This is a genomic window from Actinorugispora endophytica (genome assembly GCF_004363075.1).
Taxonomy (GTDB): domain Bacteria; phylum Actinomycetota; class Actinomycetes; order Streptosporangiales; family Streptosporangiaceae; genus Actinorugispora; species Actinorugispora endophytica.
In genome coordinates this window covers 158,609-184,184 of record NZ_SNYN01000003.1, presented here as the reverse complement: position 1 = coordinate 184,184, position 25,576 = coordinate 158,609, and the positions used below count along the sequence as shown (strand labels likewise).

Here is a 25,576-nt window from a genome sequence, read left to right as displayed (position 1 = left end):
TCCGGGGCCCGCTCCTCCCGGTGGCGGGGCGCCGCCGTCCGCGGGCCGGTCAGACGGCCGAGCCGCCGACCGAGGTGACGGCCTCCACGAGGATGCCCGCGCCCTCCAGCGCCTCCTCCGCGCAGAGGGTGAGCGGCGGAGCCATCCGCAGGGTGTGGCCGTGCAGGCCGCCCTTGCCGACGAGAAGCCCGAGCTCGCGGGTGCGCTCCAGGACGGCGGCGGCCAGCTCCGGGTCGGGCGCGCCGCTGCCCGGGTCGACCATGTCCACGGCGAGCATCAGCCCCCTGCCGCGCACCGCGCCCACGGCGGGCAGCCGCTCCAGCGGCGAGAGGCGCTCCAGCAGCAGCGAGCCCATCCGCGCCGCGTTGGCCTGGAGGTCGTGGTCCAGGACGTAGTCCAGGGTGGCGTTGGCCGCCGCCGTGGCGACGGGGTTGCCGCCGAAGGTCGCGAGCCCGTTGGCGGGCAGGGCGTCCATCAGGTCCCCGCGGGCCACCACGCCGCCGATGGCGAAGCCGTTGCCCAACCCCTTGGCGAAGCTCATCATGTCCGGGGCGACCCCGTGGCCGCCGATCCCCCAGAAGCTGGAGCCGGTGCGGCCCCAGCCGGTCTGCACCTCGTCGGAGACGAACAGGATCCCCTGCTCGTCCAGGACCTCCTTGTAGGCCGCGAACAGGCCGTCGGGGGCCGTCGCGATCCCGCCGACACCCTGGACGGGCTCGGCGATCAGGCAGGCCACGCCGGACGCGGTCGCGGTGGCCAGGACGTCGCGCAGGTCGGCCACGCAGGCGTCGACGTACTCGGCGTCGGACAGCTTCGCGAAGGCCGGGCGGTCGCGGTCGGTGCCGTGCAGGTAGTGCACGTTGAGCGGGGACAGCGAGGAGTTCTTCCACCCCCGGTTCCCGGTGACGGCGGTGGTGCCGTACGAGCGGCCGTGGTAACTGTTGCGCATGGCCAGAACCTGGTCGGTGCCGCGCGCGTGGGTGGCCAGGAGCAGCGCCGTCTCGTTGGCCTCGGTGCCGGAGTTGGTGAAGAACACCCTGGCGTCAGGGATCCCGGAGAGCCGGGCGATCTTCTCGGCCAGCTCCACCTGCCCGCGCAGGAGGTAGAGGGTGGAGGTGTGCGCGACCCCCCGGGCCAGTTGGGTCTCGACGGCCTCGCGGACCTCGGCCACGTCGTAGCCGAGCATGTTGGTGGCGATCCCGGCGAAGAAGTCGAGATAGGTGTTGCCGTCCGCGTCGACGACACGGTTGCCCTTGCCGCTGACGATCTCGATGGGCGTTTCGTAGTACAGGGCCAGCCACGAGGGCATGACCGCGCGGTGGCGCGCGAGCAGATCCGACATGCTCCCAGTCTCACCGCCCCGCCCCGCCTTGACCAGCACCAGACCGATGTTTCCCGACAGAACGGCCCACACCCCGCGAAAGCGGGTGGGGCGCCCGCGGCGCGTCGTCCCCGTGCTCGGCGGCCCCGGCCGCGATCACCGGTGACGGCGGTCACCCGGTTTGTACACTCGGCCTGTGCTGCCCTCACTCGCCGACGTCCTCGCGCTCCCCGCCCTGCGGCACGCCCGCCCCCGGGTCGTGGCGGGGTCGGACCGGCTGGACGTCGCCGTGCGCTGGGTGCACATCGCGGAGGTCACCGACCTGGCGCACCTGCTGCGCGGTGGCGAGCTCGTCCTGACCACCGGGATCGCGATGCCGGACGACGACGAGGCGCTGCGCCGCTACGTCACGGACCTGGCCGCGGTCGGGGTCAGCGGGATCGCCGTGGAACTGGGGCGCAAGTACCACTCCCGGCTGCCCGAGGCGCTGCTCGAGGCCGCCCTCGACGTGGGCATGCCCGTCATCTCGCTGGACCGCGAGGCCCGGTTCGTGGAGATCACCGAGGCCGTGCACAGCCGGGTGCTCAGCGAGCGGCTGGAGGAGCTGCGCGAGTCCGAGCGGCTGCACGAGGTGTTCACCGGCCTGTCCGTGGAGGGCGCCCGGCCCGACCGGGTGCTCCGGGAGGCCGCGCGGCTGTCGGGGTGCCCCGTGGTCCTGGAGAACCTCACCCACCAGGTGCTCGGCTGCGACCCCAACGGGGAGGACCCGGGCCTCCTCCTCGCCTCCTGGGAGGACCGCTCGCGAGCGGTGCCCAGCACCGAGCGGACTCTCCACGACCCGGCGTCGGGCTGGCTAGTCACCGTGGTGGGCGCGCGCGGCCTCGACTGGGGGCGGCTCGTCCTCGTCTGCGGGGCCTCACCCACCCAGCTCCAGACCGTCCTGGTGGAACGCGCGGCCACGACGCTGGCGCTGGGACGGCTGCTGGAGCGGCGCCAGGAGAGCCTGGAGCGCCAGACGCACCGCACGATCATCACGGGCATCGTGGACCGCGCCTACTCCGACCCCGAGGAGGCCCTGGTGCGCGCCGGCGCCGCGGGCGTCCCGCTCACCGGCCGCAACCTGGTCGGCCTGGTGCTGCGGCTGCCCGAGGCGGGGGCCGGGCCCTCCGCCCAGGCCCGGCTCGCCGAGGGCGCGGCGCGCGCCTGCCGGGAGGCGCGCCTGCCCGCACTGGTCGGCTCGCTGGACGACGTGCGGGTGGGCGTCCTGCTGGAGGTGCCGCCCCGGGAGGAGCTCGGCGGCTGCCTCGACCGGCTGGCCCCGCTGCTGCGTGAGCGCGTCGGCGACGGCCCGGTGATCGCGGCGGGGTCGCGCACCGAGGACATCCGCCAGGTCAGGCGCTCCTTCCTGGAGGCCCGCCAGGTGGGTGACGTGGCGCTTCACCAGCCCGGCGACCGGCTCTACTACCAGCTGCCCGACCTGCGCCTGCGCGGGCTGCTGCACCTGTTCCGCGACGACGAGCGGCTCCAGACCTACGTCGAGCGCGAACTGGGGCCGCTGCTGGCCTACGACGCCCGGCACGGCGCGGCCCTGACCCCGATACTGCGGCACTACCTGGACTCGGGCCGCAACAAGGCGCTGGCCGCCTCCACGGCGCACCTGTCCCGGCCCGCCTTCTACGAGCGGCTGCGGCGCATCTCGCACGTGCTGGACGCGGACCTGGAGTCGGTGGAGACCTGCCTGTCGCTGCACGTCGCCCTCCTCGCGCTGGACTCGGCGCGCGATCGGCTGTCCGGGTGACACCGGGACCGGCCAGGGGCTACGGTGGCGCGAGGGCTCCTGCTTCTGCTGTCCGAACCGCTCGGAACACCCGTTTCACGAAGATCCATCGGAAAAGCAGACGTGAGAGGGACAGGTGGCTGACCGAGGTCCGATTACCGGGTTCTGCGTCGAACCCCTCGATGATCTTGGCGTCAGCGCCCCCGAAACGGACATCGCAGGGCGTTGGCGTCAAGATCATCGAAGGTGGCGGCTGTGCGGATTCGACGGTCAAACCCCAGTGAGCAGCCGGATACAGCGTCTGCGGCACGCCGGGGCGGGACCGCCGCGGTCCTCGACGACACCGCGAAACGGATCATCGAGCAGCTGCGGCAGGACGGGCGCCGCTCCTACGCGGCCATCGGCAAGGCCGTCGGCCTGTCCGAGGCCGCAGTGCGCCAGCGCGTCCAGCGCCTGCTGGAGACCGGCGTGGTCCAGGTCGTGGGGATCACCGACCCGGTGATGCTGGGTCTGGGCCGCCAGGCGACGGTCGGCGTCCGATGCGCCGGCGCCCCCGACGCCGTCGCCGACGCGATCTCCGAGCTGGAGGGGGTCGGCGACGTGGTGGTCACCGCGGGTTCCCTGGACCTGCTCGTCGAGGTCGCGGCCGCGGACGACGAGCAGCTGCTGGAGATCCTCACCCGCATCCGGGCGACCCCCTCGGTCACCGGTACCGAGAGCTTCCTCTACCTGGCCCCCCGCAGGCGGACCCGGACCCCGGGCGCCCGCTGACCTCTCGGGGGGCACGCCCCGGCAGGGACCGCCGGGCGGCGGGACCCCGCGAACGGCAGCACCCCGTCCGGCCCCTGTCAGGGGAGCAGCGCGAGCGCCGCGCCCGGGGCGTAGACGAGGAGGAGGAAGCGGGCGGTGCGGGTCACCGCGGTGACCGCGACGAAGGCGGCCAGCGGCATGCGCACGGTCCCGGCCAGCACCGAGACGACCATGAACGGCGGGACGCTGGCGAAGGAGCTCACCGCGACCAGCCCCGCCGTCCACAGCGGGCGTCCCTCCGCCTTCTTCTTCCAGCGGATGACGTGCCCGCTCCACCGGCCCGGCGTCGAGGCCTTGCGACGCAGCCAGGGGGTGGTGAGCACGCCCCGGCCCATGTAGTAGTAGGCGATCTTGCCGAGGGTCTGGCCCGCCCCCGCGGCCACCGCCATCGCGGGCAGCCAGCCGTCGCGCACCAGCGCCGCCGCGCCGACCAGATAGACCTCGATGTTGATGAACGGCAGCAGTGCCGAGGCCAGCGCGACCAGGAAGGCCAGCCAGGTCTCGGTCACGCGCCGGTCAGTCCTCGGCGGCCGCGAGCTGGCCGCAGGCCCCGTCGATCTCCTGCCCCCGGGTGTCGCGGACCGTCACCGAGACCCCGTGCGCCTGGATCCGGCGGACGAACTCGCGCTCGTCCTCGGGGCGCGAGGCGGTCCACTTGGAGCCGGGGGTGGGGTTCAGCGGGATCAGGTTGACGTGCACCAGGTGCCCGGCCAGCAGCCTGCCGAGCAGGTCCGCGCGCCAGGCCTGGTCGTTGATGTCGCGGATCAGGGCGTACTCGATGGAGACGCGGCGGCCCGTGACGTCGGCGTAGCGCCAGGCGGCGTCCAGGACCTCGGCGACCTTCCAGCGGTTGTTCACCGGGACGAGCTCGTCGCGCAGCTCGTCGTCGGGGGCGTGCAGCGAGACCGCCAGGCGCACCTGGAGCCGCTCGGCGATGAGCTTGTCGATCGCCGGGACCAGCCCGACGGTGGAGACGGTGACACCCCGCTGGGAGATGCCGAGGCCGCCCGGGACCGGGTCGGTGATGCGGCGCACCGACTCCAGGACCCGCTTGTAGTTGGCCAGCGGCTCGCCCATGCCCATGAAGACGATGTTGCTGATCCGGCCGGGCCCCCCGGCGACCTCGCCGCGGGCCAGGTCCCGGGCGACCGAGACGATCTGGTCGACGATCTCGCCGGTGGAGAGGTTGCGGGTGAGCCCGTTCTGGCCGGTGGCGCAGAACGGGCAGTTCATGCCGCATCCGGCCTGGGAGGACACGCACAGCGTGATCCGGTCGGGGTAGCGCATCAGAACCGACTCGAACAGCACGCCGTCGAAGGCGCGCCACAGCGTCTTGCGGGTCATGCCGTTGTCGCAGGTGATGTGCTTGACGACGGTGAGCAGCCGGGGCAGCAGCGCCTCGCCCAGCCGCTCGCGGGACTCCTCGGGCAGGTCGGTCATCCGGGCGGTGTCCGCCTCCAGGTGGCCGAAGTAGTGCTGGGCCAGCTGCTTGGCACGGAACGGCTTCTCGCCGAGCTCGGTGACCACGGCCCGGCGCTCGTCCGGGCTGAGGTCGGCGAGGTGCCGGGGCGGTTTGGTCCGGCGCGGCGCGACGAAGGTGAGCTCAGCAGGCATGAAGTGGATCCAGATCGCGGAAGGAGGTGTCTGTCGTCATTGGGGCGGCGGCGGAGGGGCTGTTCGCGGTAATTTAGGCCCACTGCGACGTTTTCGCTAGGAAGCGGCGGTGCCACCCGAACCGGCACTGCCGTCCATACTATGCGGCGCCCGGGAGACCCCGTGCGGCGAGTCGGCGACGAGGAGACACTGTGGCCCGGACGCGGATCCTCCTCGACGAGACCAGTCCGTACCGCAGCCGCCGCGTCATAGTGGAGTACGACTCCCACACCACCGCCGCCTACCTGCTGGACCCGCGCGGGCAGGTGCGGGTCCCGGTCTGGCTGGCCAACCACGAGATGGCGCCCGAGACCGGCGACCCGTCCGGGCTGTACGCGGGGCAGGCCCCGCTGATGCCCTCCGACTTCACCAGGCACCCGCAGGGGCGCCCCCAGCTGGACCCCGACCGCCTCCGGGTGGTCTGGTTCGAGGAGGGCGACGGGGTGGCGCTGCTGGACGACGACGGGCTGCTCGCGGTCATCCCGGGGTGGGCCGAGGCCGACCGCGGCCTGCCGGGGTACTCCCGCGAGGCGATCGGGCGCAGCGCGTACGCCTGGGCGCTGGACGACGTGGCCGCGCAGCTGTGGCCGCGGGTGGTGCACGCCGAGGCGTACTGGTCCTGGCGCGCGGCCCCCGGAGCCTGGCGCGGCGTGCAGCGCTCGGTGTTCAACCACCTCAAGGCCGTGGGGCCGGCCGGCCACTACTGGGACGTCTCCGACGGCCACGACCCGCTGATCCGCGTCTCCGAGCGGCCGCCCACCCCCGACCGGCCGTACACGGTGCTGAGCACGGTGGGCATGTGCGGCCAGCGGATGCCCACGCTGGACCGGTACATGGCCGACACCTCCGCCTACGCGCGGATCGAGCTGGCGCTGGCCACCACCACCCCGGCGCACCTGGCGGCCCGCATCTTCCGCTGGCTGGGCACGTTCCCGTGGCGCGCGGTCACCTGGTTCGGCCCCGGCCACAGCGTCAAGTGGATGGAGTCCGGCGAGGACTCCCCCCTGCGCGGCAACCACACGGCCGTGCTGCTGGTGTCCGACCCCGGCGTGCTGGCCGGGCCGAGTTGGGCTCCGCCGCCGGACCTGTCCGGCCTGTCCTTCCACGGCGATCCGGTGAACTGGCTGTGGGTGGTCCCCATCACCCAGCCCGAGCGCCTGTTCGCCAAGGAGCACGACGCCGAGACCCTGATCGCCAAGCTCGCCGCGGAGGGCCGGAGCTGGATCCTGGGCTGAACCCGGCGGGGAGCGGGGAGCACCTCGGAGCGGTTCCGGCGACGGTGCCCCGGCAGTGGCTAATCTGTTGTTCTCCTCTCTGCCGCACGGACGAAAGATGATCGGCGTGTTCCCCTTACTCGAACGCGGTACCCACGCCCACCTGAGCACCCTGCTCCGCCTGGCCCAGCAGGAAGGGCTGCTGACCTTCCACGAGGGCCGGGGGCGCGACGCCTACCGGATCACCACCAGGGACGGCCGCCGGGTGGCGCTGCGCCCCGAGGAGGTGGCGGCGTTCTGCGAGGGACTGTGCGCCGCGCACACCGCGGCCACCGACGAGCGGCTGGGGTCGCTGGTGCGCGCCCTCGACGAGGGCGTGGGCACCCTCTCCTGCTCGACCTGCCACGCGCCCAACCCCAAGCACGCCCTGCGGTGCCGCATCTGCGGCCAGCGCCTGGAGGAACCCACCGGGAGCGGCGCCGGAGCCGACACGACCGAGGACTCCCCCGGCCGCTGACATCGGGATCATCGAGCAGGCCCCTCCTCCCGACGCCGGCCGGACCGCCGGGGTGCTCTCGTGCTCGGCGCGGTGCCGGGGCGGCGACGACGAGCGGGGGCCGGGGCCGTGCGAAGCGACCCGGTTCGCGGTCCCCACGGGGACCCCGTCCGATGATCGCGGTGTCGGACCCCGGGGTTCCTTGACTTCGGGGGGACAACACCACGATCCAACGGAAACCACGTGAAACGGCCGCCGTGGGCGCGGCCTCGACCGGCACCCGCCGTCGCCGCCCGCCGCGGCCTCGCGATCCGCGCGGCGCGAGGCCGGACGGCCCACCCGAAGCACCGGCACGCGGGCCACCCCCGCGCCGGAGGTTCCCTGGCCCCCGGATCGATAACCGTTTGACCGATGCCGGGGAATACTCCAGGCTGCCCGGTGTGCGAAGGAGACGGTCGTGACGGTTCCGGGCGCGCGGCTGTCCGCCCCGCTGCGCTTCCCCGCGTTCCGCGCCCTGGCCGGCGGGCGGCTCCTGCTCCACCTGGGGAACAGCGTCGCCACCGTGGCCCTGGCCTTCGCCGTCCTGGACCTCACCGGTTCGGTCGCCCGGCTCGGGCTGGTGGTGGGAGCCCGCTCACTGGCCACCGTCGCCCTGCTGCTGCTCGGCGGAGCGCTCTCCGACCGGCTCCCGCGCCCGCTGATGCTCCAGGGCTCCTGCCTGGCCTCCGCGTCCTCCCAGGCCGCCATCGCGGCGCTGGTCCTGCTGGACGCCGCCACGCTGCCGCTGCTCGTCACGCTGAGCATGCTCAACGGCGCGGCCACGGCCGTCGGCTTCCCCGCCGCGGCCGCGATCACCCCGCAGACCGTCCCCGAGGCGGTCCTGCGCCCCGCCAACGTCCTGGTCCGGACCAGCAGTCAGCTGGGGATGACGATCGGCATGTCGCTGGGCGGGGCCGTGTCCGGGTTCGTCGGCCCGGGCCCGGCCCTGGCCGTCAACGCCGCCCTGTTCGCCCTCGCCGCGCTGTGCTTCGCGGCGGTGCGGGTCCCGGCCCCGCCCTCCGAGGGCGAGCGGTCCGGGATACTCAGGGACCTCCTCGACGGCTGGACCGAGTTCGTCGCACGCCCCTGGGTGTGGATCGTCGTCCTCCAGTTCATGGTGGTCAACGCCTGCGTGTCCGGCGCGACCGTGGTCCTGGGGCCCGCCATCGCGGACGCGACCTTCGGACGCGGCGGCTGGGGCCTGGCGATGGCCTGCTCCACCGCCGGCGCCCTGGCCGGCGGCTTCCTGGCCGCGCGCTGGCAGCCTCGGCGGGCGCTGTTCCTCGGGGTGGCGCTCATGCTGCTGGAGTCGCTGCCGATGCTGGTGCTGGCCGAGGCCCCGTTCATCCCGCTGCTGGTGCCCGTCATGTTCCTGGTGGGCGTGGCCACCGAGCAGTTCGGGGTGGCCTGGGAGGTCTCGCTCCAGCAGAACATCCCCGCGCACAGGCTCGCCCGCGTCTACTCCTACGACGCGCTCGGCTCGCTCGTCGCGCTGCCGGTCGGGGAGATCGCGGTCGGGCCCGTCGCCGAGGCGGTCGGGCTGGAGCGCACCATGCTCGGGCTGGCCGTCCTGCTGTGCCTGGCCACCCTGGGCGCGCTGGGCAGCCGGAGCGTGCGCTCGCTGACCCGCCGTTGAGCACGGAGAAGGGGGTGGCCGCGTCGCGGCCACCCCCTCACAGCCCGCTCTCAGCCCGCCGAGGGGACCAGCAAGGTCAGCACCATCCACGCGACCGGGCCCGCGATGAGGAGCGAGTCCACCCGGTCCAGCAGACCGCCGTGGCCGGGCATGAAGCTGCCCATGTCCTTGATCCCGAAGTCGCGCTTGACGAGCGACTCGATCAGGTCGCCCACCGTCGCCGCCAGGACCACCGCGACCCCGAGCACCAGGCCGGCCCAGACCGGTCCGTCCAGCATGAGGCCGACGGTGACACCGCCCGCGATCATGCAGCCCAGGACCGACCCGGCGAAGCCCTCCCAGGTCTTGTTGGGGCTGATCACCGGGGCCATCTTGTGCCGGCCGAGCAGGATCCCGGCGAAGTAGCCGCCGATGTCGCTGCTGATGGTCACGATGATGAACGCGATGAGCCGCAGCCGGCCGTCGTCGGGGGCGGCCAGCAGCAGCAGCCACGTGCTCAGCAGGAAGGGCAGGTACAGCAGGGAGAAGAGGCTCGCCGCCGAGTCGCGGACGTACCCCTCGGCCCCGCCGCGCAGCCGCCAGGCCAGCGTGAGGATCGCGGCCAGCGCCAGCGCTCCCACCAGCCAGATCGGCCCCCCGAAGAAGGCGGCCCCCTGTATCGCGACGCCGCCCGCGACGACCGGGGGCAGAGCCATGCGGATGCCGCGCGAGGCGAAGGCCCTGCGCAGTTCCCGCACCCCCAGCACCACCGCGATCGAGGTGATGACGGTGAACAGCGGCGGGTAGGGCATGATCGCCGCGAACGCGAGGGCCCCGAGCGCCACCCCGCTTCCGATGGCGAGCGGCAGGTTGCGGCCGGTGCGTACGGGCTGCCCGTCCGGCTTGTGCAGCGTGAACCGCCTGCCGTTGGAGTCGGCGGCGCCGTTCTCTCCCGGTCCGGTCCCGCCCTGCGGGGACGCGCCACCGGGCCGCTGCTCCGGCGGCGCTCCCTCGGAGGATTCGGAGTTGGACAAGGATCAGACCTCGAGAAGTTCTGATTCCTTGTGCTTCAACAGCTCGTCGATCCCCGCGACATACTTGTGGGTGAGCTCCTCGAGCTCGTCCTGCGCGCGACGGCCTTCGTCCTCGCCGATGTCACCGGCCTTGACGGCCTTGTCGAGGGTGTCCTTGGCGTGCCGGCGCACGTTGCGGATGGAGACCTTGCCGTCCTCGGCCTTGGTCCGCACGACCTTGACGTACTCCTTGCGGCGCTCCTCCGACAGGTCCGGGAACACCACCCGGATGACGTTGCCGTCGTTCGCGGGGTTCACGCCGAGGTCGCTCTCCCGGATCGCCTTCTCGATGGCCTGCGTCGACCCTTTGTCGAACGGCGAGATGACCACCATGCGCGGCTCGGGGACCTGGAAGGACGCGAGCTGGTTGATGGGGGTCATCGTGCCGTAGTACTCGGCGACGAGCCGGTTGAAGGTGGCCGGGCCCGGGCGCCCGGTACGGATCGAGGCGAAGTCTTCCTTGGCGACGAGGACGGCCTTCTCCATCTTCTCCTCTGCCTCGAGGAGGGTCTCTTCGATCATTTCGGGCTCCCGTATGTCGCTTTGCCGGCGTGGTGTGGAGGCTGCGCGAACCTTGTCAGGCGTCCGCGGGGCACACGATCGTGCCGATCTTCTCGCCCTGCACGGCGCGGAGGATGTTGCCCCTGCCCATGAGGTCGAAGACCACGATCGGCAGACCGTTGTCCATGCAAAGGCTCACCGCGGTGGCGTCCATGACCTTCAGACCGCGGGTGAGCACTTCGTTGTAGTCGAGGCGGTCGAACTTGACCGCGGTGGTGTTCTTGCGCGGGTCGGAGTCGTAGACGCCGTCGACCTGCGTGCCCTTGAGGACGGCCTGCGCACCGATCTCCAGCGCGCGCTGGGCGGCGGCGGTGTCGGTGGAGAAGAAAGGCGCGCCCAGACCGGCGCCGAAGATGACGACGCGGCCCTTCTCGAGGTGCCGGATGGCGCGGCGCGGGATGTACGCCTCGGCGACCTGGCTCATGTTGATGGCGGTCTGCACACGGGTCTCGATGCCCAGCCGCTCCAGGAAGTCCTGCAGCGCGAGGCAGTTGATGACGGTGCCGAGCATGCCCATGTAGTCGGCGCGGCTGCGCTCCATGCCGCCCTGGGACAGCTGGGCGCCGCGGAACATGTTGCCGCCGCCGATGACCACGGCGACCTGGATGCCCTTGGCGACCGCCTCCGAGATGGCCGCGGCGACGTAGCGGACGACGTCCGGTGAGATCCCGAGCTGGTCGTCGCCGGCGAACGCCTCCCCCGACAGTTTCAGTACGACGCGCTTCCAGCCGCTGTCATGCATGGCTGGCCCGTCCACGGCGTTCCGTCCATCGTTGTCAGGCACGGAGATCGGCCCCCTTCTGGTTCCCCCGGGTGATTCTGCTGTGCGGGCCCGCCTGGATCGCAGTGGACCCCGCACCGTCCAGATCCGACGGAGGTGCCGGGGGGACTCCTCCCCGGCACCTCCATCATCTCAAAGCTCTAGGCCTGGCCGACCTTGAAGCGAACGAAGCCGCGCACGGCGACGCCGGCCTCGTCGACGATCTTCTGGACCGTCTTCTTGTTCTCCTTGACGAACGGCTGGCCGAGCAGCGTCACGTCCTTGAAGAAGCCGTTGACGCGTCCCTCGACGATCTTGGGCAGCGCCTGCTCGGGCTTGCCCTCCTCACGAGCGGTGGCCTCGGCGATCCGGCGCTCGTTCTCGACGATCTCGGCGGGCACGTCGTCCTTGCTGACGTACGTGGGCGCGAGAGCGGCGATCTGCTGCGCCAGGTCCTTGGCGACCTCGGCGTCGGGCTTGTCGAGCTCGACCAGCACACCCAGGGTCGGGGGCAGGTCGGGGTCCGACTTGTGCATGTAGCTGGCGACGTACTCGCCCTGGAGCCTGGCGAAGCGGCGGATCTCCAGCTTCTCGCCGATGACCGCGCTGTTCTCCTCGACGACCGTGGCGACGGTCTTGCCGTCGGCGTACTCGGAGGCCAGCAGGGCCGGGACGTCGGCCGGACCGGTCCGGGCGACGAAGGCGGCGAGGTCGGAGGCCAGCTGCTGGAACCGGTCGTTCTTGGCGACGAAGTCCGTCTCGCAGTTGAGCTCCAGCAGGACGGCGGAGGTGTCCCCGTCCGTCAGCAGGGTGACCAGGCCGTTGGCGGCGGTGCGCTCGGCGCGCTTGCCGACGTCCTTGGCGCCCTTGATGCGCAGCGCCTCGACAGCCTTGTCGAAGTCGCCATCGGCCTCCTCGAGGGCCTTCTTGCACGCCATCATGCCGGCGCCGGTGAGGTCGCGCAGCTTCTTGACGTCGGCGGCGGTGTAGTTCGCCATATCTGTTTTCTCTATCCCCTGGGAGTGGATCGGGAGGGAAGCGGAGGAGGAGGCCTAGGCTTCCTTGGTCTCGGCGGCCTCTTCGGCGGCGGCCGGAGCGGCCTCCTCGGCGGCCGGAGCGGTTTCCTCGGCGACGGGGGCCTCGGCAACCGGAGCGGCTTCCTCGGCGGCGGCCGGAGCGGCCTCCTCGGCGGCGGGGGCCTCGGCGGCCTCGTTCTTACCCTCCAGGAGCTCGCGCTCCCACTCCGCCAGCGGCTCCTCGGCGGCCTTCGCCTCGCCCGTGGCGCCACCGGAGCGGACCAGCAGGCCCTCGGCGACGGCGTCGGCGACCACCCGGGTCAGCAGGCTGACGCTGCGGATCGCGTCGTCGTTGCCCGGGATCGGGTAGTCGACCTCGTCGGGGTCGCAGTTGGTGTCGAGAATCGCCACGACGGGGATGTTGAGCTTGCGAGCCTCGCTGATCGCGATGTGCTCCTTCTTGGTGTCAACGATCCACACCGCGCTCGGGACGCGGGCCATGTCGCGGATACCGCCGAGGGTGCGCTCCAGCTTCTCCTTCTCACGGCGCAGGCCGAGCAGCTCCTTCTTGGTGAGACCGGAGGCGGCGACGTCGTCGAAGTCGATCTCCTCCAGCTCCTTGAGGCGCTGCAGGCGCTTGTGCACGGTGGAGAAGTTGGTGAGCATGCCGCCCAGCCAGCGCTGGTTGACGAAGGGCATGCCGACGCGGCGGGCCTGCTCGTCGATGGCCTCTTGGGCCTGCTTCTTCGTGCCGACGAAGAGGATGGTGCCGCCGTGGGCGACCGTCTCCTTGACGAACTCGAAGGCGCGGTCGATGTAGGCCAGCGACTTCTGCAGGTCGATGATGTAGATGCCGTTGCGCTCGGTGAAGATGAAGCGCTTCATCTTCGGGTTCCAGCGACGGGTCTGGTGCCCGAAGTGGACGCCGCTCTCGAGCAGCTGGCGAATCGTCACGACTGTGGCCATGACTCGGCCTTTCCTTGATGCGGCGGGCGACGCCCGCCTCGGTTGTTCCTGACGCCCTGACCTGGCCGCCGCACCGGCCGGTGAAGGCGTGGTGCGGACCGTGAGCCCGGTCCTCCCCTGGGGAAGCACGAGGACGCGCGTGATGAGCGGCTCAACAAGGAGCCACCAGAAGATTCTAGCCGCCTGACGGAGAGGCCCGCGCCCTTTAGTCCCGTCGACGGGGCGATGTCAAGCGTTCGGCGGCCTCCGACCGGGCTCCGCCGCGTTTGTCCACAGGCCGGGGATTCGTTCGGCGGCGGCGTCGGCACGCCGGTCAGGCTGGGCGCATGAGAACTCTCCACCGAACCCTGGCGGCTCTGCTCCTCGCCTTCTGCACCACGCCGTGGGGGCCGTCCGCCCACGCCGACACAGGACCGTGGGGGTGGCCGCTGGGCGGAGCACCCCAGGTCCTCCGCGGCTTCGACCCTCCGCCCGAGCGGTGGCTGCCCGGCCACCGCGGGGTGGACCTCGCGGCCGAGCCGGGAGACGAGGTGCTGGCCGCGGGCCCCGGGGTGGTCGGGTTCGCCGGGACGGTGGCGGGGACCCCCGTGGTGACCGTGGTGCACGGCGCGCTGCGCACCACCTACCTTCCGGTGCTGGCCGGGGTGCGGAGCGGCGACCCGGTCCGCGCCGGCGAGGCCGTGGGCGTGCTCGCGGACCGGCCCCGGCACTGCGCGTCGAGACCCTGCCTGCACTGGGGCCTGCTGCGGGGCCGCGACCACCTCGACCCGCTCGCCCTGCTGGGCCGGGGCCCGGTGCGGCTGCTGCCGGTGCCGGGGACCGGAGGGGATCCCGCGGGCGCCCCGGGGACGGCTCACCGGCGGTCCGGGTCAGGCCCGGGGATGGGCCTGGTTGTAGGTCCGGGTCAACCGCTCGATGGACACGTGTGTGTAGATCTGGGTGCTGGACAGCGAGGCGTGCCCGAGGATCTCCTGGACGCTGCGCAGGTCCGCGCCGCCGTTCAGCAGGTGGGTGGCCGCGCTGTGCCGGAGCCCGTGCGGGCTGGCGCCCCCGGCCGCGTCCGTGCCCTCGCGCACGTCCCGGCGGGCGGTGCGCACCCCCAGCCGGGCGCCGCGCGCACCGAGGAACAGCGCGCGGCCGCTGGCGGGCGCGACCCACCCGGGGCGGCCTTCCCGCAGCCAGCGCTCCACCGCCGCGATGGCCGGTCGGCCGATGGGCACGACCCTCTCCTTGCCGCCCTTTCCGAGCACCCGCACCGTGTGCCGCTCGTAGTCCACGTCGTCCAGGTCCAGCCCGCACAGTTCGGCCACCCGGATACCGGTGCCGTACAGGACCTCCAGCACCGCGCGCCGGCGCAGCGCGGTGGGTGAGCCGTCGTCGGCCTCCGCCGCGGCGAGCGCGTCCGCGGCCTGCTTCTCGTCCAGCACCGTGGGCAGGCCGCGGTGCTGCCTGGGTCCCGAGACGAGCGGTCCCGGGTCGACGGCCAGGCGCCCGGTGCGGTGCAGATAGGAGCTGAACACGCGCGCGGCGGCGACCCGCCTCGCCAGGGTGGCCCGGCTCGCCCCTGCCTCGTGCAGGACACCGAGCCAGCCGCGCACCGCCGCCAGGTCCAGGTCCGCCGGATCCGCGGCCGCGCCGCCGAGGTGCTCCATCAGCCCGCGCACGTCTCCCAGGTAGGCGCGCACGGTGTGCGGGGACCGCCCGAGCTCGGCGCTCAGGTACCGCTCGAAGTCGGCGAGGACGTCGGCCACGCCCTGGGGCGGGACTGGTTCGGATTCGGCCATGCGGCCAGCTTGCCCGATTCCGTCCGGGAAAGAACGGCTACGCGCCGCGCCGGGCGCGAAACCCGGCCTCCCGGCTCCCTGGTGGAGTCCCGCCGGGACACCCGCCCGACAGAGCCGCGTGACGTTCGCGTGGTCCTGGAGCGCGGCCGGTGGCCGGGAGGGACCACCCGGTGGCCCCACCGCTCCTGGACGGGCCGGGCTTCCCCTGACCCGACCGACGGACCCCGGACCCCGGGTGGGGCCACCGGGCTTTCCGCCGACCGGGGCGGGCAGCCGACCGGGACGTCAGGACGTCCGCTGGGGCAGGGTGGCCACCGCGTCGATCTCCAGGAGGTAGCGGGAGTCCAGCAGGCCGCTGACCTCGATGAGGGTCGCGGCGGGGCGCGGATGGTGGACCAGCCGCTCGGCCAGCACCGCGCGCAGGGCGGGCAGGTCGGCGATGTGGCGCAGGTAGTAGGTGAGCTTGACGACGTGGCGCAGGTCCGCCCCGTGGGGGGCCAGGGCCTCCTCGATGTTGTGGAGGACCTGCCTGGCCTGCGCGGTGGCGTCCCCCTCAACGACGCTGCCGTCGGCGGCTTCGGGAACCTGGCCCGAGACGAAGACCAACGGCCCGTCGGCGACGACGGCGGGACTGTAGCTCTTGCTCATCCTCGCACCCTATCCCCGGGGCCCTCCCCCGCGGGGGTTCTGCGGCGCCACCCCGCGCCGGCGCGCTCGGCGTACCCGGCCGCCGCGAGCAGGCCGAGCCGGCGCAGCGCGGACTCCGGGTCCAGCCCGCTTCCCGCGGCGATCCCGGCCACCCCGGCGCTCCCCCGGCTCGGAAGGGCCGCCAGGACCCTCTTCGCGGTGTCGTCGAGGAGGTCCTCCTCCAGCCGCACCCCCTCCCCGCCCCCCGGGTCCGCGCCGATCGGCCCCACCTGCTCGACGACGTCGGACGCGTCGGTGACGCACACGGCCTGGCAGTCGCGGAGCAGGCGGTGGCAGCCCACGGACAGCGCGGAGGTGACCGGACCGGGAACCGCCATCAGGACCCTGCACAGCTCTCTCGCGTGCGCGGCGGTGTTCATCGCTCCGCTGCGCGCGCCCGCCTCCACCACCACCGTTCCGGGGGTGAGCGCGGCGATGAGGCGGTTGCGGACCAGGAAGGAGCGCCGTGTCGGGGGCGTACCGGGCGGGTACTCGCTGACCAGGACGCCGCGCGCGGCGGCCTCCGCGAAGAGCCGCTCGTGGCCGCGCGGATAGCTGATGTCGAGGCCGCAGGCCAGAACCACCACGGTCGCCGCGCCACCGGCCAGCGCGCCCCGGTGCGCCGCGCCGTCGATGCCGTAGGCCCCGCCCGAGACAACGCTCCAACCGCGTCCGGCGAGCGAGTAGGACAGTTCGGCGGCGACGTGCAGCCCGTAGCCGGACGCGGCCCGCGAACCGACCATCGACACCGAGCGCAGACAGGCGTTGCGCAGATCGTGGGCGCCGCGCACCCACAGCGCGTAGGGGCGGCGCTCGGCCAGCGGGTCGAGCTGGCTGGGCCATTCGGGGTCGCCGGGCAGCACGAGGCGGACGCCGTGCTCCCCGGCGAGCGTGAGCAGCGTGTCGGCGTCGATCGCCCGGGCACGGGCCCGCCACCGCGGCAGCCGGGTGCGGAAGGCCTCGTCCCGGCATCCGGGTGGTGCCCCCAGCGGCGCGCCCGCGCGCAGCGCGGACCAGACCTCGGCCGGGGAACGGGCGGCCAGGAGCCCTCCCATCGCGGGGTCCCCCGGTTCGGCGACCGCGGTCAGCGCCGCACGGGCCACGGCGTCCTCGGAGGTGGCGGAGTCGTCGGGGCTCATCGCGCGGTCCCCGACCAGAGGGCGAACGCGTACCCGGTGTCGTCAGGGGTCGGTGAGCTCCTGCCGCCCAGGTCGGCGATGGTCCAGGACAGGCGGATGATGCGGTCCGCGCCGCGCGCGCTGACCTCGCCCCGGTCCATGGCGCAGCCCAGCACCCGCAGCGCGTCGGGCGGCAGCGGGAAGCGGCGGCGCAGTTCGGCTCCCGGGACCATCGCGTTGCAGGTCCAGGGGGTGTCCGCCAGGCGCGCGGCGGCGCGCGCACGGGCGTCGGCCACCCGGACCGCGACGACCTCGGAGGACTCCGCGAAGGCGCGGTCGGCCAGGAGTTCGGTCCGGGTCACCGGTTGCAGCTCGATCTTGAGGTCGACCCGGTCCATCAGCGGTCCCGAGAGCCGGGCGAGGTAGCGCCGGCGAGCGGCGGCCGGGCACACGCACGCGGCCCCCGGCTTTCCGCAGGGGCATGGGTTGGCCGCCATCACCAGCAGGAAGCGCGCGGGGAAACGCGCGGTGGCGGCGGCCCGCGCGACCACGACCTCCCCGCTCTCCAACGGCTGCCGCAGCGAGTCCAGGACGCCCCTGGAGAACTCCGGGGCCTCGTCGATGAAGAGCAGTCCCCGGTGCGCGAGGCTGACCGCGCCGGGCCGGAGCGCTCCGCTGCCTCCGCCGACCATGGCGGCGCGGGTGGCGGTGTGGTGGGGGTCGCAGAACGGTGGACGGGTGATCAGCGGCTCGCCCCGGGGCAGTGTGCCCGCGATCGAGTGGATGGCGGTGACCTCGAGCGCCTCGTCCGTGTTCAGCGCGGGCAGGACCGTGGGCAGCCGTTCGGCGAGCAGGCTCTTGCCGGTCCCGGGCGGTCCCAGCAGGAACAGGTTGTGCCCTCCCGCGGCCGCGATCTCCACGGCTCTCCGGGCCGCGGGCTGGCCCAGGACGTCGGCGAGGTCGGGGCCGGGGCTGCCGTCCCCGGCGGGCGGTCCGTCCGCCGCCTCGTCCCCCTCGGGCCCGGTCTCCGCGAAGTCCGGGATCCCTCGCAGCCTTGCCACGAGCTCGGCGAGCGAACCCACCGCGATGACCTCGGCCTCCGCGACGAGACCGGCCTCCTCGGCGTTGCCGCGCGCGACGACGAAGGTGCCACGGCCCCGGCCGTTCTCGGCGAGCACCATGGGCAGCACCCCGCGGATGGGCCGGGCCCGTCCGTCGAGGGAGAGCTCCGCCAGCAGGACCGCGTCGTGGATCCCCTCGACGGGGATCGCGCCGTCGGCGGCGAGCACCGCGACGGCGATGCTGAGGTCGAAGCCGCTGCCGCGCTTGGGCAGGCTGGCCGGGGACAGGCTGATGGTGATGTGCTCCTCGGGCCAGTGCTCGCCGCTGTTCACGATGGCGGCCCTGATCCGGTCCCGCGCCTCGCGCAGGGCCGCGTCGGGCAGTCCGACGATGGTCAACCCGGGTGTGCCGTCGCCGAGATGCGCCTCGACCTCGACGCTGTGCCCCTCCACCCCGAGCAGCGAGACCGAGCGGGTGCGCGCGAGCCCCATCTAGGCCACCCCCCGCTGGTGCCGCACGAACCAGCGGCCGCCGGGCCGGGCGAGCACCCCCAGCACGTCGACCCGGATCCGCCCGGTCCGGCCGCGGGCCAGCGCCCACCGCCGCCCGAGCCCGCGCAGCCTGACGCGCTTGCGCGCGTCCACCGCCTCCAGCGGGCGGCCGAACCGGGAGCCCGCCCTCGTCTTGACCTCGACGACCACCAGGGTCCGGCCCCAGCCCGCGACGATGTCGATCTCGCCGTCCCCGCAGCGCCAGTTGCGCTCCAGGACCCGCATGCCGATCCGCTCCAGATAGGCCGCGGCGACGTCCTCGCCCCGCCGCCCCAACTCCCGCCGCCGGGCCGCCGACAGTGCTCGCGCGCGCATGCGCACCACCTCCGGAGTCCAGGGTGGGGCACGGACACGGGACGCCCGCGAGGTTTTCCTACGGCTGTGGACAACCCCGTCCGAGCCCGCTGATCCCGACCTCTCCGGGGTCTCAACCGGCTTCGGGACCGGGAGGGGTCGGGATCAGCGGACTCGGACGGGGGACCCTACGGGGTTTCCGAACCGGTGGCGGGCTGCCCGGATCGGGTGTCGACCTCGCCGTCGGGGCGGCCGCGGACCGCGTTGGCGACCTCGGCCGGGAGCCGCCGCCCGTCCTCGGTGGACCGGGCGCGGGTCGCCTGGACACCGGGCGCGTCGGCCGGGGCGTCCTCGGCCGGGACCGCGGCCCGGGACCGCGCCGGCCGGTCCGGCGCGGCGCCCAGGCCGCCGAGCTCCTCGTTGCGCCGGACCGCCTCCTGGCCGGATCCGGATTCGGGGGTGGCCGGAAGCGGTTCCGTCCGGGCCTGGTTGGTCCGGGCGGCGTCCCGGCCGGGCTGCTGGTCGTCCATGTCTGCTCCAGGGTCGCGTTCGGTCGTCTCCCCGACCCGCTACCCGAGCGGAGGCGTTCCGACCGCGGGACGCCGTCCGGACCGGTTCACTCCCCCGGTGCCGGGTTCCCGTGCGAGGGGACCTCCAGGTCAGACTTGGTGATCTCCTCGACGTTGACGTCCTTGAAGGTCACCACCCGGACGTTCTTGACGAACCTGGCGGGCCGGTACATGTCCCAGACCCAGGCGTCCTGCATCCTGACCTCGAAGTACATCTCGCCGTTGTCGGTGGATCGCGGCTGCAGGTCGACGTGGTTGGTGAGGTAGAACCGGCGCTCGGTCTCCACCACGTAGCTGAACAACCCGACGACGTCCCGGTACTCGCGATAGAGCTGGAGCTCCATCTCGGCTTCGTACTTCTCCAGGTCCTCAGAACTCATCACACAGCTCGCTTTCGTCGTGCGCTCCCTGTACGGCGGCCCGGCCTCCTTCACCAACCCGGCGGGGTGCGAAACCCCGGCACTCCCGGTGGGGTCAGGGGCTGCCCCACAGCACCATCATGGAGTACGTGTCAACTACCCGCCGTTATTCCCGGTAATGATCCGGCTCGGTGGACGGGCGCGGGCGTCGCAGGAGGCGCCGTCCGGCCAGGTGGACGGGGACCGCCGCGACCGCGCCCAGGGCCAGCGGCGCGGCGGCCGCCGCCTGACCGGCGGACTCGTCGTCCAGCATGTCGAACACGTCCGGGGCGGGCAGGGTGGTGAACCTGTCCAGCGGCCACACGATGACGAAGGCGCGGCCGACCACCGACTCCTCGGAGACGCTGCCGCCCCCGGTGTCGGCCTGGTGCATGCGCGAGTCGTAGGAGACCGCGCGGTGGTCGCCCATCACCCACAGCCGCCCCTCGGGGACCGTCACCGGGCCGAACTCCTGGTGGGTCTCCACGCTGCCGGGGTAGAGGTAGCCCTCCTCCTCCAGGGGGACGCCGTTGACCAGGACCCGGTTCTGCTCGTCGCAGCACTCGACGGTGTCGCCGGGGAGGCCGATGACCCGCTTGATGTAGTCCTTGCCGGTCGGGGCGACGCCGAACTGCTGTCCGACCCAGGTGAAGAGCCGGGAGACGGGGTTGGTGGGCTCCTGCACCACCACCGTGGTCTCCTCGTCCCAGGAGTCCCCTCCGTTGAAGACGATGACGTCGCCGCGCTCGACGTCGCGGAACTCGTAGACCATCTTGTTGACCAGGACCCGGTCTCCGATGAGGAGGGTGTCCTCCATCGACTTGGAGGGGATGTAGAAGGCCTGGACGACCCACGTCTTGATGATGAACGCCAGTACGAGGGCGATCACGATCAGGATGGGGAGTTCCTTCCAGAAGGAACCCTGGTTTTCCTCTTTCTTCGCGCTCATGGTGGCGTCCGGGCTCTCTCCCGTGCTGGCCTTCCCGCCTCCTGAAACGGCACCGGCTCCCCCGCGCGTGGACGCGGAGGAGCCAGGGGTGCCGACCGGCCCGTCCGGGGTATCCCGGGCGGCTTGGTCGTCGGTGTCGTTGTTCTCGGAGTGGCGAGAAGGCAGATCGTCTTTGCTCATCGGCTCTGAAGCCTATCCGAGCCCGATGTCTTCCGCCGGTAAAGGCGCTCCGTACTAGCGGTTGACCGGCTCGCGACGCTCGCGGATGCGGGCGGCCTTGCCGCGCAGGGTGCGCAGGTAGTACAGCTTGGCGCGGCGGACGCGGCCGCGGGCGGCGACCTCGATCTTCTCGATCACCGGGGTGTGCACCGGGAAGGTGCGCTCCACCCCGACGGCGTAGCTGATCTTGCGGATGGTGAAGGTCTCACGGCTGCCGGAGCCCTGTCGCCGGATCACCACACCCTTGAAGACCTGGATCCGGGACCGGTTGCCCTCTGTGACCCGAACGTGAACGTTCAGCGTGTCGCCCGGACGGAAGTCGGGCACGTCGGAGCGCAGCTGGGCCTTCTCAAGCTCCTGAATGGCGGTGTGCATCTCAGCGGTTCCTCATCGAAAGCGCGCCGCGGCGACGGAGTGCGCTCGCGCGGGCGGATCTGCTGGGTTCAAAACAAAGGCTGCCTCAACCCGGATTCCCGAATCCTCGGGACCGCGGAGAATCGGCATACGCCGACGGTCAGGGGCAACTCGTCTAGTCTGCCATAGATTCAGGGCCGACCTGTAACCGAGTGTCGGCGACGACCTCCCGGTCGCGTCGGTCGAGGTCGTCGGGGCCGAACCTGTCCAGGAGCTCGGGTCGGTTGCGGGCCGTCCTGCGCAGCGCCTCGTCGCGCCGCCAGCGGTCCACCGCCCCGTGGTTCCCGGAGAGTAGCACGGGCGGCACCTCCCGGCCGCGCCAGACCGCGGGCTTGGTGTACACCGGACCCTCGACCAGGTTGTCCATCACCCCCGGCGCGAACGAGTCCTGCGCCACCGACTCGGCGTTGCCGAGCACCCCGGGCAGCAGCCGCGAGACGGCCTCCACCATCACCAGCGTCGCGGACTCTCCCCCGTTGAGCACGTAGTCGCCGATGCTGACCTCCTCGACCGGCATCCGCTCGGCCGCGTCCACCGCCACCCGCGAGTCGATGCCCTCGTAGCGCCCGCAGGCGAAGACCAGCCAGGGCTCGCCCGCCCACCGGACCGCGTCCCGCTGCGTGAAGGGCACCCCGCTGGGGGTCGGCAGGACCAGCCGGGGAGCCCCGGCGGCCCCGTCGGTGACCGCGTCCAGCGCCTCGCCCCACGGCTCGGGCTTCATCACCATTCCGGGACCGCCCCCGTAGGGCGTGTCGTCCACGGTGTTGTGCCGGTCGCGCGTCCAGCTCCGCAGGTCGTGCAGGCGCACGTCGAGCAGGCCGGACGCGCGGGCCTTGCCGATCAGGGACAGTTCGAGGGGGGTGAAGTAGTCGGGGAAGATCGTGATGATGTCGATGCGCATGGGACCGTTCCTGGCTATTCGCCGAGTTCGAGCAGGCCGGGGGGCGGATCGATCACGATGCGCCCGGCCTCGGTGTCGATGACGGGCACGATCGGGCGGACGAACGGCACCAGGACCTCGGTCCCGGCCCCGCCTTCGACCACGAGCACGTCCTGGGCGTGGTGCAGGACGTCCGAGACCGTGCCGACCGCGGCGCCGCCGGTGGTCTCCACCCTCAGGCCGATGAGCTCGTGGTCGTGGAACTCGTCGGGGTCGTCCACCGGCGCCAGGTCCGCCGAGTCCACCAGCAGGGAGGCTCCGCGCAGCCCCTCGGCCGCGGTCCGGTCCCTGACCGCCTCGAAGCGCACCAGCAGCCGGTCGGCGTGCCGCCGCACCGCCTTGATCGTGAGCGGTCCGGCGCTCGGGGGGTCGGTCTCGAAGACCGCGCCCGGGGTGAAGCGCTCGTCGGGGGTGTCGGTGCGCACCTCCACCGCGACCTCGCCCCTGATTCCGTGCGCGCGGCCGATCCGGCCGACGACGAGACGCACATCTTCTCCTTGCACGTTGACGCGGGGATGGTGGTTGTGTCGATGGTCTTGACGTCGGCGCCGCACGGAACGGGCGTTCCGCGGCGCCGGCGTCGAGGCCATCGCGGGACACGCCCCAATACGAGCGCGCGGGTGGGGACTCGCCCCACCCGCGCGGTTCGCACGCCCGCGGTGACACCGGCGGCAGCCGGTGTCACCCAGCGCGTGTCAGCGCACTTCGTGCAGGTCCAACAGGTCGACGCGAACGTACCGGCCACCGGCCAGCGAACCGATGACGGTTCGCAGCGACTTGGCGGTCCGGCCGTTGCGGCCGATCACCTTCCCGAGGTCGTCGGGATGGACCCGGACTTCGAGCACCTTGCCCTTGCGGAACCGGCGGGCCCGCACTTGGACGTCGTCGGGGTTCTCGACGATCCCCTTGACGAGGTGCTCAAGCGCCTCTTCCAACACGTCAGGCCTCGCCCTCGGACTTCTCCGCGGTGGTGGTCTCGGCCGGCTTGCTCTCGGCCTTCCTGGACTTGCCCTTGCCCTCGGCACCCGGCAGGACGAGTTCCTTCAGGGCGGCCTGGAAAGCGGCCTCCTGAGCTTCCTTGTCCTTGGGCTCGGCCACCTTGAGCGGGCCCCGGGCCGGCAGGCCCTTGAACTTCTGCCAGTCGCCGGTGAGCTTGAGGATGTGCTGCACCGGACCGGTGGGCTGGGCGCCCACGGACAGCCAGTACTGCGCCCGCTCGGAGTTCACCTCGATGAGGCTCGGCTCCTCCTTCGGGTGGTACTTGCCGATCTCCTCGATCGCCTTTCCGTCGCGCTTGGTGCGCGAGTCGGCGATGACGATCCGGTACTGCGGCGCGCGGATCTTCCCCATGCGCTTGAGCTTGATCTTGACAGCCACTGGTGTGGTCTCTCCCGGTTACGGCGGAAATTGCCCTGTCCGCACGTGCCGCGTGGGGTTGCGGCACCGCGGGAAGGCGGGGACGTGGATGCGGGGGTGAGTTAGAGGGCTGACCCCGCGCACCGTTAGTCGACACCCAATTGTGCCAGACGATTGGACGCGGGGTGCGCGTTCCACCCCGCTCGGGAGGGTCCGGGCGCGTGTCCGGGGCTCCCCACCGCCGTGGGAGAGGCGCCCCGGAGCGTCCGCCCGCCCCCGGTCACTGCTTCTTCGGCAGTTTGAACCCGGACAGGTCCGGCATCTTCCCGCCGCCCAGCCCCGGCGGGAGCTGCGGGGCGCCGCCGCCGAACCCCGGGGGCAGCTTCGGGGCCCCTTCGTCGGCCGGGGCCTCGGTCCGCCGCCGCTCGCGCTCGGCGACGCGCTCGGCCTCCTGCTGCCTGGCCTTCATGGGGTTGCCGCTGCGCTGCTTGTTCTTCTTCTTGCCGGCGGCCTTCACCGCCTTCTTCTTGCCGCCGCCCATGCCGGGCATGCCCGGCATGCCGGGGAACCCGCCGCCGCTCTTCATCTGGCGGAGCATCTTCTGGGCGTCGAAGAAGCGGGTGACCAGGCCGCTGACGTCGCCGACCTGGGTGCCCGATCCGTTGGCGATGCGCAGCCGGCGCGAACCGTTGATGATCTTGGGGTTCGCGCGCTCGGCCGGGGTCATCGACCGGATGACCGCCGCGACGCGGTCCAGGTCCTTGTCGTCGACGTTGTTGATCTGGTCGCGCATCTGCCCCATGCCGGGCATCATGCCGAGCAGGTTGCCGATGGGTCCGAGCTTGCGGACCATCATCATCTGCTCGAGGAAGTCGTCCAGCGTGAAGTCGTCGTCGGAGGCCAGCGTGCTGGCCATCTTCTCGACTTCCTCCTGCTCGAACGTGCGCTGCGCCTGCTCGATCAGGGTGAGCACGTCGCCCATGTCGAGGATGCGCGAGGCCATCCGGTCCGGGTGGAAGAGGTCGAAGTCCTCGAGCTTCTCACCGGTGGAGGCGAACATGATCGGCCGGCCGGTGATGTGCCGGATGGACAGCGCGGCGCCGCCTCGGGCGTCGCCGTCCAGCTTGGTCAGCGCGACCGCGTCGTAGCCGACGCCGTCGAGGAACGCCTGCGCGGTGTTGACCGCGTCCTGGCCGATCATGGCGTCGACGACGAAGAGGATCTCGTCCGGGGTGACCGCGTCGCGGATGTCGGCGGCCTGCCGCATCAGCTCCGCGTCCACGCCGAGGCGGCCCGCGGTGTCGATGATGACGACGTTGTGGTTGTTGCGCCGCGCGTGCTCGACGGAGCCGCGGGCGACCTCGATCGGGTCGCCGACGCCGTTGCCGGGCTCGGGTGCGAACACCGGGACGCCCGCGCGCTGCCCCATGACCTGGAGCTGGGTGACGGCGTTGGGGCGCTGGAGGTCGGCCGCCACCAGCAGCGGGGTGTTGCGCTGGGCGCCGAGCCACTTGGCGAGCTTGCCCGCCAGAGTGGTCTTGCCCGCGCCCTGGAGGCCCGCCAGCATGATGACCGTGGGCGGGTTCTTGGCGTACCGGATCTCGCGGGTCGCGCCGCCGAGGATCTCGACGAGCTCCTCGTTGACGATCCTGATGACCTGCTGCGCCGGGTTCAGCGCCTTGGAGACCTCTTCTCCGCGGGCGCGCTCCTTGATCTGCGCGATGAACTCGCGCACGACCGGAAGCGCGACGTCGGCCTCCAGCAGGGCGAGGCGGATCTCGCGCGCGGTCGCGTTGATGTCCTCCTCGGAGAGACGGCCTTTGCCGCGCAGCGAGGAGAAGACCGTTGTAAGGCGGTCGGAAAGCGTCTCGAACACGGGTGAGCCCTGTCCTTCGTCTCTCGGGTTAGATCCACAAGGTTACCCGCCGGAAGCC

Annotated in this window: 27 protein-coding genes and 1 pseudogene; 6 read left to right on the top strand and 22 right to left on the bottom strand. The window is 72.5% G+C overall.

All coding sequences use genetic code 11. The features are described 5' to 3' along the window. Window positions 1-49 precede the first annotated feature (49 nt). Entirely contained in the window at window positions 50-1,342 is a 1,293-nt protein-coding gene (locus EV190_RS06950) for an aspartate aminotransferase family protein (protein WP_133740631.1), read from the bottom strand. A 175-nt stretch (window positions 1,343-1,517) separates the two neighbouring features. Here EV190_RS06950 and EV190_RS06945 point away from each other — a divergent pair, with 175 nt between their 5' ends. Both EV190_RS06945 and EV190_RS06940 read left to right on the top strand, forming a co-directional pair. Then, complete coding sequence (locus EV190_RS06945; RefSeq protein WP_133740630.1) at window positions 1,518-3,119, top strand: PucR family transcriptional regulator; 1,602 nt, start codon at window positions 1,518-1,520, stop codon at window positions 3,117-3,119. 234 nt (window positions 3,120-3,353) lie between these two features. Next, entirely contained in the window at window positions 3,354-3,869 is a 516-nt protein-coding gene (locus EV190_RS06940; protein WP_243742409.1) for an Lrp/AsnC family transcriptional regulator, read from the top strand. A 77-nt stretch (window positions 3,870-3,946) separates the two neighbouring features. Here the strand turns inward: EV190_RS06940 and EV190_RS06935 are convergent, their stop codons facing one another. Further along, on the bottom strand, window positions 3,947-4,417 hold the full coding sequence (locus EV190_RS06935; RefSeq protein WP_133740629.1) for a hypothetical protein: 471 nt from the start codon (window positions 4,415-4,417) through the stop codon (window positions 3,947-3,949). 7 nt (window positions 4,418-4,424) lie between these two features. After that, complete coding sequence (gene rlmN, locus EV190_RS06930) at window positions 4,425-5,522, bottom strand: 23S rRNA (adenine(2503)-C(2))-methyltransferase RlmN (RefSeq protein ID WP_133740628.1); 1,098 nt, start codon at window positions 5,520-5,522, stop codon at window positions 4,425-4,427. A gap of 191 nt (window positions 5,523-5,713) precedes the next feature. On the opposite strand from rlmN, the gene EV190_RS06925 reads away from it, so the two are divergent. From EV190_RS06925 to EV190_RS06915, 3 genes are all read left to right on the top strand, one after another. After that, window positions 5,714-6,796 (top strand): suppressor of fused domain protein, encoded by a 1,083-nt coding sequence (locus EV190_RS06925; RefSeq protein ID WP_133740627.1) that lies wholly within the window; start codon window positions 5,714-5,716, stop codon window positions 6,794-6,796. A 97-nt stretch (window positions 6,797-6,893) separates the two neighbouring features. Further along, a complete protein-coding gene (locus EV190_RS06920; protein WP_243742408.1) occupies window positions 6,894-7,292 on the top strand; it encodes a hypothetical protein in 399 nt (132 codons plus the stop codon). 436 nt (window positions 7,293-7,728) lie between these two features. Beyond that, complete coding sequence (locus tag EV190_RS06915) at window positions 7,729-8,946, top strand: MFS transporter (protein WP_208113082.1); 1,218 nt, start codon at window positions 7,729-7,731, stop codon at window positions 8,944-8,946. Between the two features lie 50 nt (window positions 8,947-8,996). On the opposite strand, the gene EV190_RS06910 is transcribed toward EV190_RS06915, so the two are convergent. From EV190_RS06910 to rpsB, 5 genes are all read right to left on the bottom strand, one after another. After that, window positions 8,997-9,959, bottom strand: coding sequence for a phosphatidate cytidylyltransferase (locus EV190_RS06910; RefSeq protein ID WP_133740624.1), 963 nt, complete (start codon window positions 9,957-9,959; stop codon window positions 8,997-8,999). Window positions 9,960-9,962: 3 nt separating this feature from the next. Next, on the bottom strand, window positions 9,963-10,520 hold the full coding sequence (gene frr / locus EV190_RS06905) for a ribosome recycling factor (RefSeq protein ID WP_133740623.1): 558 nt from the start codon (window positions 10,518-10,520) through the stop codon (window positions 9,963-9,965). Between the two features lie 55 nt (window positions 10,521-10,575). Then, window positions 10,576-11,343 carry a UMP kinase gene (gene pyrH / locus EV190_RS06900; RefSeq protein ID WP_133740622.1) on the bottom strand — a complete coding sequence of 256 codons (768 nt, stop codon included), beginning with the start codon at window positions 11,341-11,343 and terminating at the stop codon, window positions 10,576-10,578. 137 nt (window positions 11,344-11,480) lie between these two features. Continuing rightward, a complete protein-coding gene (gene tsf, locus EV190_RS06895; protein WP_133740621.1) occupies window positions 11,481-12,317 on the bottom strand; it encodes a translation elongation factor Ts in 837 nt (278 codons plus the stop codon). Between the two features lie 54 nt (window positions 12,318-12,371). Then, window positions 12,372-13,301, bottom strand: a complete 930-nt coding sequence (gene rpsB / locus EV190_RS06890) for a 30S ribosomal protein S2 (RefSeq protein WP_133740620.1) — start codon at window positions 13,299-13,301, stop codon at window positions 12,372-12,374. A gap of 326 nt (window positions 13,302-13,627) precedes the next feature. Between rpsB and EV190_RS06885 the strand changes: the two are divergent. After that, window positions 13,628-14,059: pseudogene (locus tag EV190_RS06885) on the top strand (peptidoglycan DD-metalloendopeptidase family protein); the annotation flags it as partial. Between the two features lie 111 nt (window positions 14,060-14,170). On the opposite strand, the gene EV190_RS06880 reads toward EV190_RS06885, so the two are convergent. From EV190_RS06880 to ffh, 14 genes are all read right to left on the bottom strand, one after another. Then, window positions 14,171-15,085, bottom strand: coding sequence for a tyrosine recombinase XerC (locus EV190_RS06880; RefSeq protein ID WP_133740619.1), 915 nt, complete (start codon window positions 15,083-15,085; stop codon window positions 14,171-14,173). A gap of 285 nt (window positions 15,086-15,370) precedes the next feature. Further along, the gene (locus EV190_RS06875; protein ID WP_133740618.1) at window positions 15,371-15,733 is read right to left on the bottom strand and encodes a RidA family protein; all 363 of its coding nucleotides are present in this window, start codon (window positions 15,731-15,733) and stop codon (window positions 15,371-15,373) included. Next, complete coding sequence (gene dprA / locus EV190_RS06870) at window positions 15,730-16,911, bottom strand: DNA-processing protein DprA (protein WP_133740617.1); 1,182 nt, start codon at window positions 16,909-16,911, stop codon at window positions 15,730-15,732. The genes EV190_RS06875 and dprA overlap by 4 nt, the downstream gene beginning before the upstream one ends. After that, window positions 16,908-18,443 (bottom strand): YifB family Mg chelatase-like AAA ATPase, encoded by a 1,536-nt coding sequence (locus tag EV190_RS06865; RefSeq protein ID WP_133740616.1) that lies wholly within the window; start codon window positions 18,441-18,443, stop codon window positions 16,908-16,910. The genes dprA and EV190_RS06865 overlap by 4 nt, the downstream gene beginning before the upstream one ends. Further along, the gene (locus EV190_RS06860; protein WP_133740615.1) at window positions 18,444-18,818 is read right to left on the bottom strand and encodes a YraN family protein; all 375 of its coding nucleotides are present in this window, start codon (window positions 18,816-18,818) and stop codon (window positions 18,444-18,446) included. It abuts the gene before it with no gap. A gap of 167 nt (window positions 18,819-18,985) precedes the next feature. Next, window positions 18,986-19,327, bottom strand: coding sequence for a hypothetical protein (locus EV190_RS06855; RefSeq protein ID WP_133740614.1), 342 nt, complete (start codon window positions 19,325-19,327; stop codon window positions 18,986-18,988). A gap of 86 nt (window positions 19,328-19,413) precedes the next feature. Next, window positions 19,414-19,746, bottom strand: coding sequence for a DUF2469 domain-containing protein (locus EV190_RS06850; RefSeq protein WP_133740613.1), 333 nt, complete (start codon window positions 19,744-19,746; stop codon window positions 19,414-19,416). Window positions 19,747-19,891: 145 nt separating this feature from the next. Then, complete coding sequence (gene lepB / locus EV190_RS06845) at window positions 19,892-20,893, bottom strand: signal peptidase I (RefSeq protein WP_133740612.1); 1,002 nt, start codon at window positions 20,891-20,893, stop codon at window positions 19,892-19,894. A 54-nt stretch (window positions 20,894-20,947) separates the two neighbouring features. Next, on the bottom strand, window positions 20,948-21,307 hold the full coding sequence (gene rplS, locus EV190_RS06840; RefSeq protein ID WP_133740611.1) for a 50S ribosomal protein L19: 360 nt from the start codon (window positions 21,305-21,307) through the stop codon (window positions 20,948-20,950). A 154-nt stretch (window positions 21,308-21,461) separates the two neighbouring features. Continuing rightward, the gene (gene trmD, locus EV190_RS06835) at window positions 21,462-22,247 is read right to left on the bottom strand and encodes a tRNA (guanosine(37)-N1)-methyltransferase TrmD (RefSeq protein WP_133740610.1); all 786 of its coding nucleotides are present in this window, start codon (window positions 22,245-22,247) and stop codon (window positions 21,462-21,464) included. A gap of 14 nt (window positions 22,248-22,261) precedes the next feature. Then, complete coding sequence (gene rimM / locus EV190_RS06830; RefSeq protein ID WP_133740609.1) at window positions 22,262-22,774, bottom strand: ribosome maturation factor RimM; 513 nt, start codon at window positions 22,772-22,774, stop codon at window positions 22,262-22,264. A gap of 207 nt (window positions 22,775-22,981) precedes the next feature. Next, complete coding sequence (locus EV190_RS06825; protein ID WP_133740608.1) at window positions 22,982-23,224, bottom strand: RNA-binding protein; 243 nt, start codon at window positions 23,222-23,224, stop codon at window positions 22,982-22,984. Between the two features lies 1 nt (window position 23,225). Next, on the bottom strand, window positions 23,226-23,663 hold the full coding sequence (gene rpsP, locus EV190_RS06820; protein ID WP_133740607.1) for a 30S ribosomal protein S16: 438 nt from the start codon (window positions 23,661-23,663) through the stop codon (window positions 23,226-23,228). A gap of 259 nt (window positions 23,664-23,922) precedes the next feature. Next, a complete protein-coding gene (gene ffh, locus EV190_RS06815; protein ID WP_133740606.1) occupies window positions 23,923-25,518 on the bottom strand; it encodes a signal recognition particle protein in 1,596 nt (531 codons plus the stop codon). Between the last annotated feature and the right edge of the window lie 58 nt (window positions 25,519-25,576).

What these genes read in the sequence shown, in the direction of transcription:
- dprA (WP_133740617.1), bottom strand. Translation starts at nt 16,911, where the DNA reads ATGAGCCCCGACGACTCCGCCACCTCCGAGGACGCCGTGGCCCGTGCG.
- rpsB (WP_133740620.1), bottom strand. Translation starts at nt 13,301, where the DNA reads ATGGCCACAGTCGTGACGATTCGCCAGCTGCTCGAGAGCGGCGTCCAC.
- EV190_RS06855 (WP_133740614.1), bottom strand. Translation starts at nt 19,327, where the DNA reads ATGGACGACCAGCAGCCCGGCCGGGACGCCGCCCGGACCAACCAGGCC.
- trmD (WP_133740610.1), bottom strand. Translation starts at nt 22,247, where the DNA reads ATGCGCATCGACATCATCACGATCTTCCCCGACTACTTCACCCCCCTC.
- EV190_RS06860 (WP_133740615.1), bottom strand. Translation starts at nt 18,818, where the DNA reads ATGCGCGCGCGAGCACTGTCGGCGGCCCGGCGGCGGGAGTTGGGGCGG.
- EV190_RS06950 (WP_133740631.1), bottom strand. Translation starts at nt 1,342, where the DNA reads ATGTCGGATCTGCTCGCGCGCCACCGCGCGGTCATGCCCTCGTGGCTG.
- EV190_RS06850 (WP_133740613.1), bottom strand. Translation starts at nt 19,746, where the DNA reads ATGAGTTCTGAGGACCTGGAGAAGTACGAAGCCGAGATGGAGCTCCAG.
- rplS (WP_133740611.1), bottom strand. Translation starts at nt 21,307, where the DNA reads ATGCACACCGCCATTCAGGAGCTTGAGAAGGCCCAGCTGCGCTCCGAC.
- EV190_RS06875 (WP_133740618.1), bottom strand. Translation starts at nt 15,733, where the DNA reads ATGAGCAAGAGCTACAGTCCCGCCGTCGTCGCCGACGGGCCGTTGGTC.
- tsf (WP_133740621.1), bottom strand. Translation starts at nt 12,317, where the DNA reads ATGGCGAACTACACCGCCGCCGACGTCAAGAAGCTGCGCGACCTCACC.
- rlmN (WP_133740628.1), bottom strand. Translation starts at nt 5,522, where the DNA reads ATGCCTGCTGAGCTCACCTTCGTCGCGCCGCGCCGGACCAAACCGCCC.
- lepB (WP_133740612.1), bottom strand. Translation starts at nt 20,893, where the DNA reads ATGAGCAAAGACGATCTGCCTTCTCGCCACTCCGAGAACAACGACACC.
- EV190_RS06880 (WP_133740619.1), bottom strand. Translation starts at nt 15,085, where the DNA reads ATGGCCGAATCCGAACCAGTCCCGCCCCAGGGCGTGGCCGACGTCCTC.
- EV190_RS06865 (WP_133740616.1), bottom strand. Translation starts at nt 18,443, where the DNA reads ATGGGGCTCGCGCGCACCCGCTCGGTCTCGCTGCTCGGGGTGGAGGGG.
- frr (WP_133740623.1), bottom strand. Translation starts at nt 10,520, where the DNA reads ATGATCGAAGAGACCCTCCTCGAGGCAGAGGAGAAGATGGAGAAGGCC.
- EV190_RS06920 (WP_243742408.1), top strand. Translation starts at nt 6,894, where the DNA reads ATGATCGGCGTGTTCCCCTTACTCGAACGCGGTACCCACGCCCACCTG.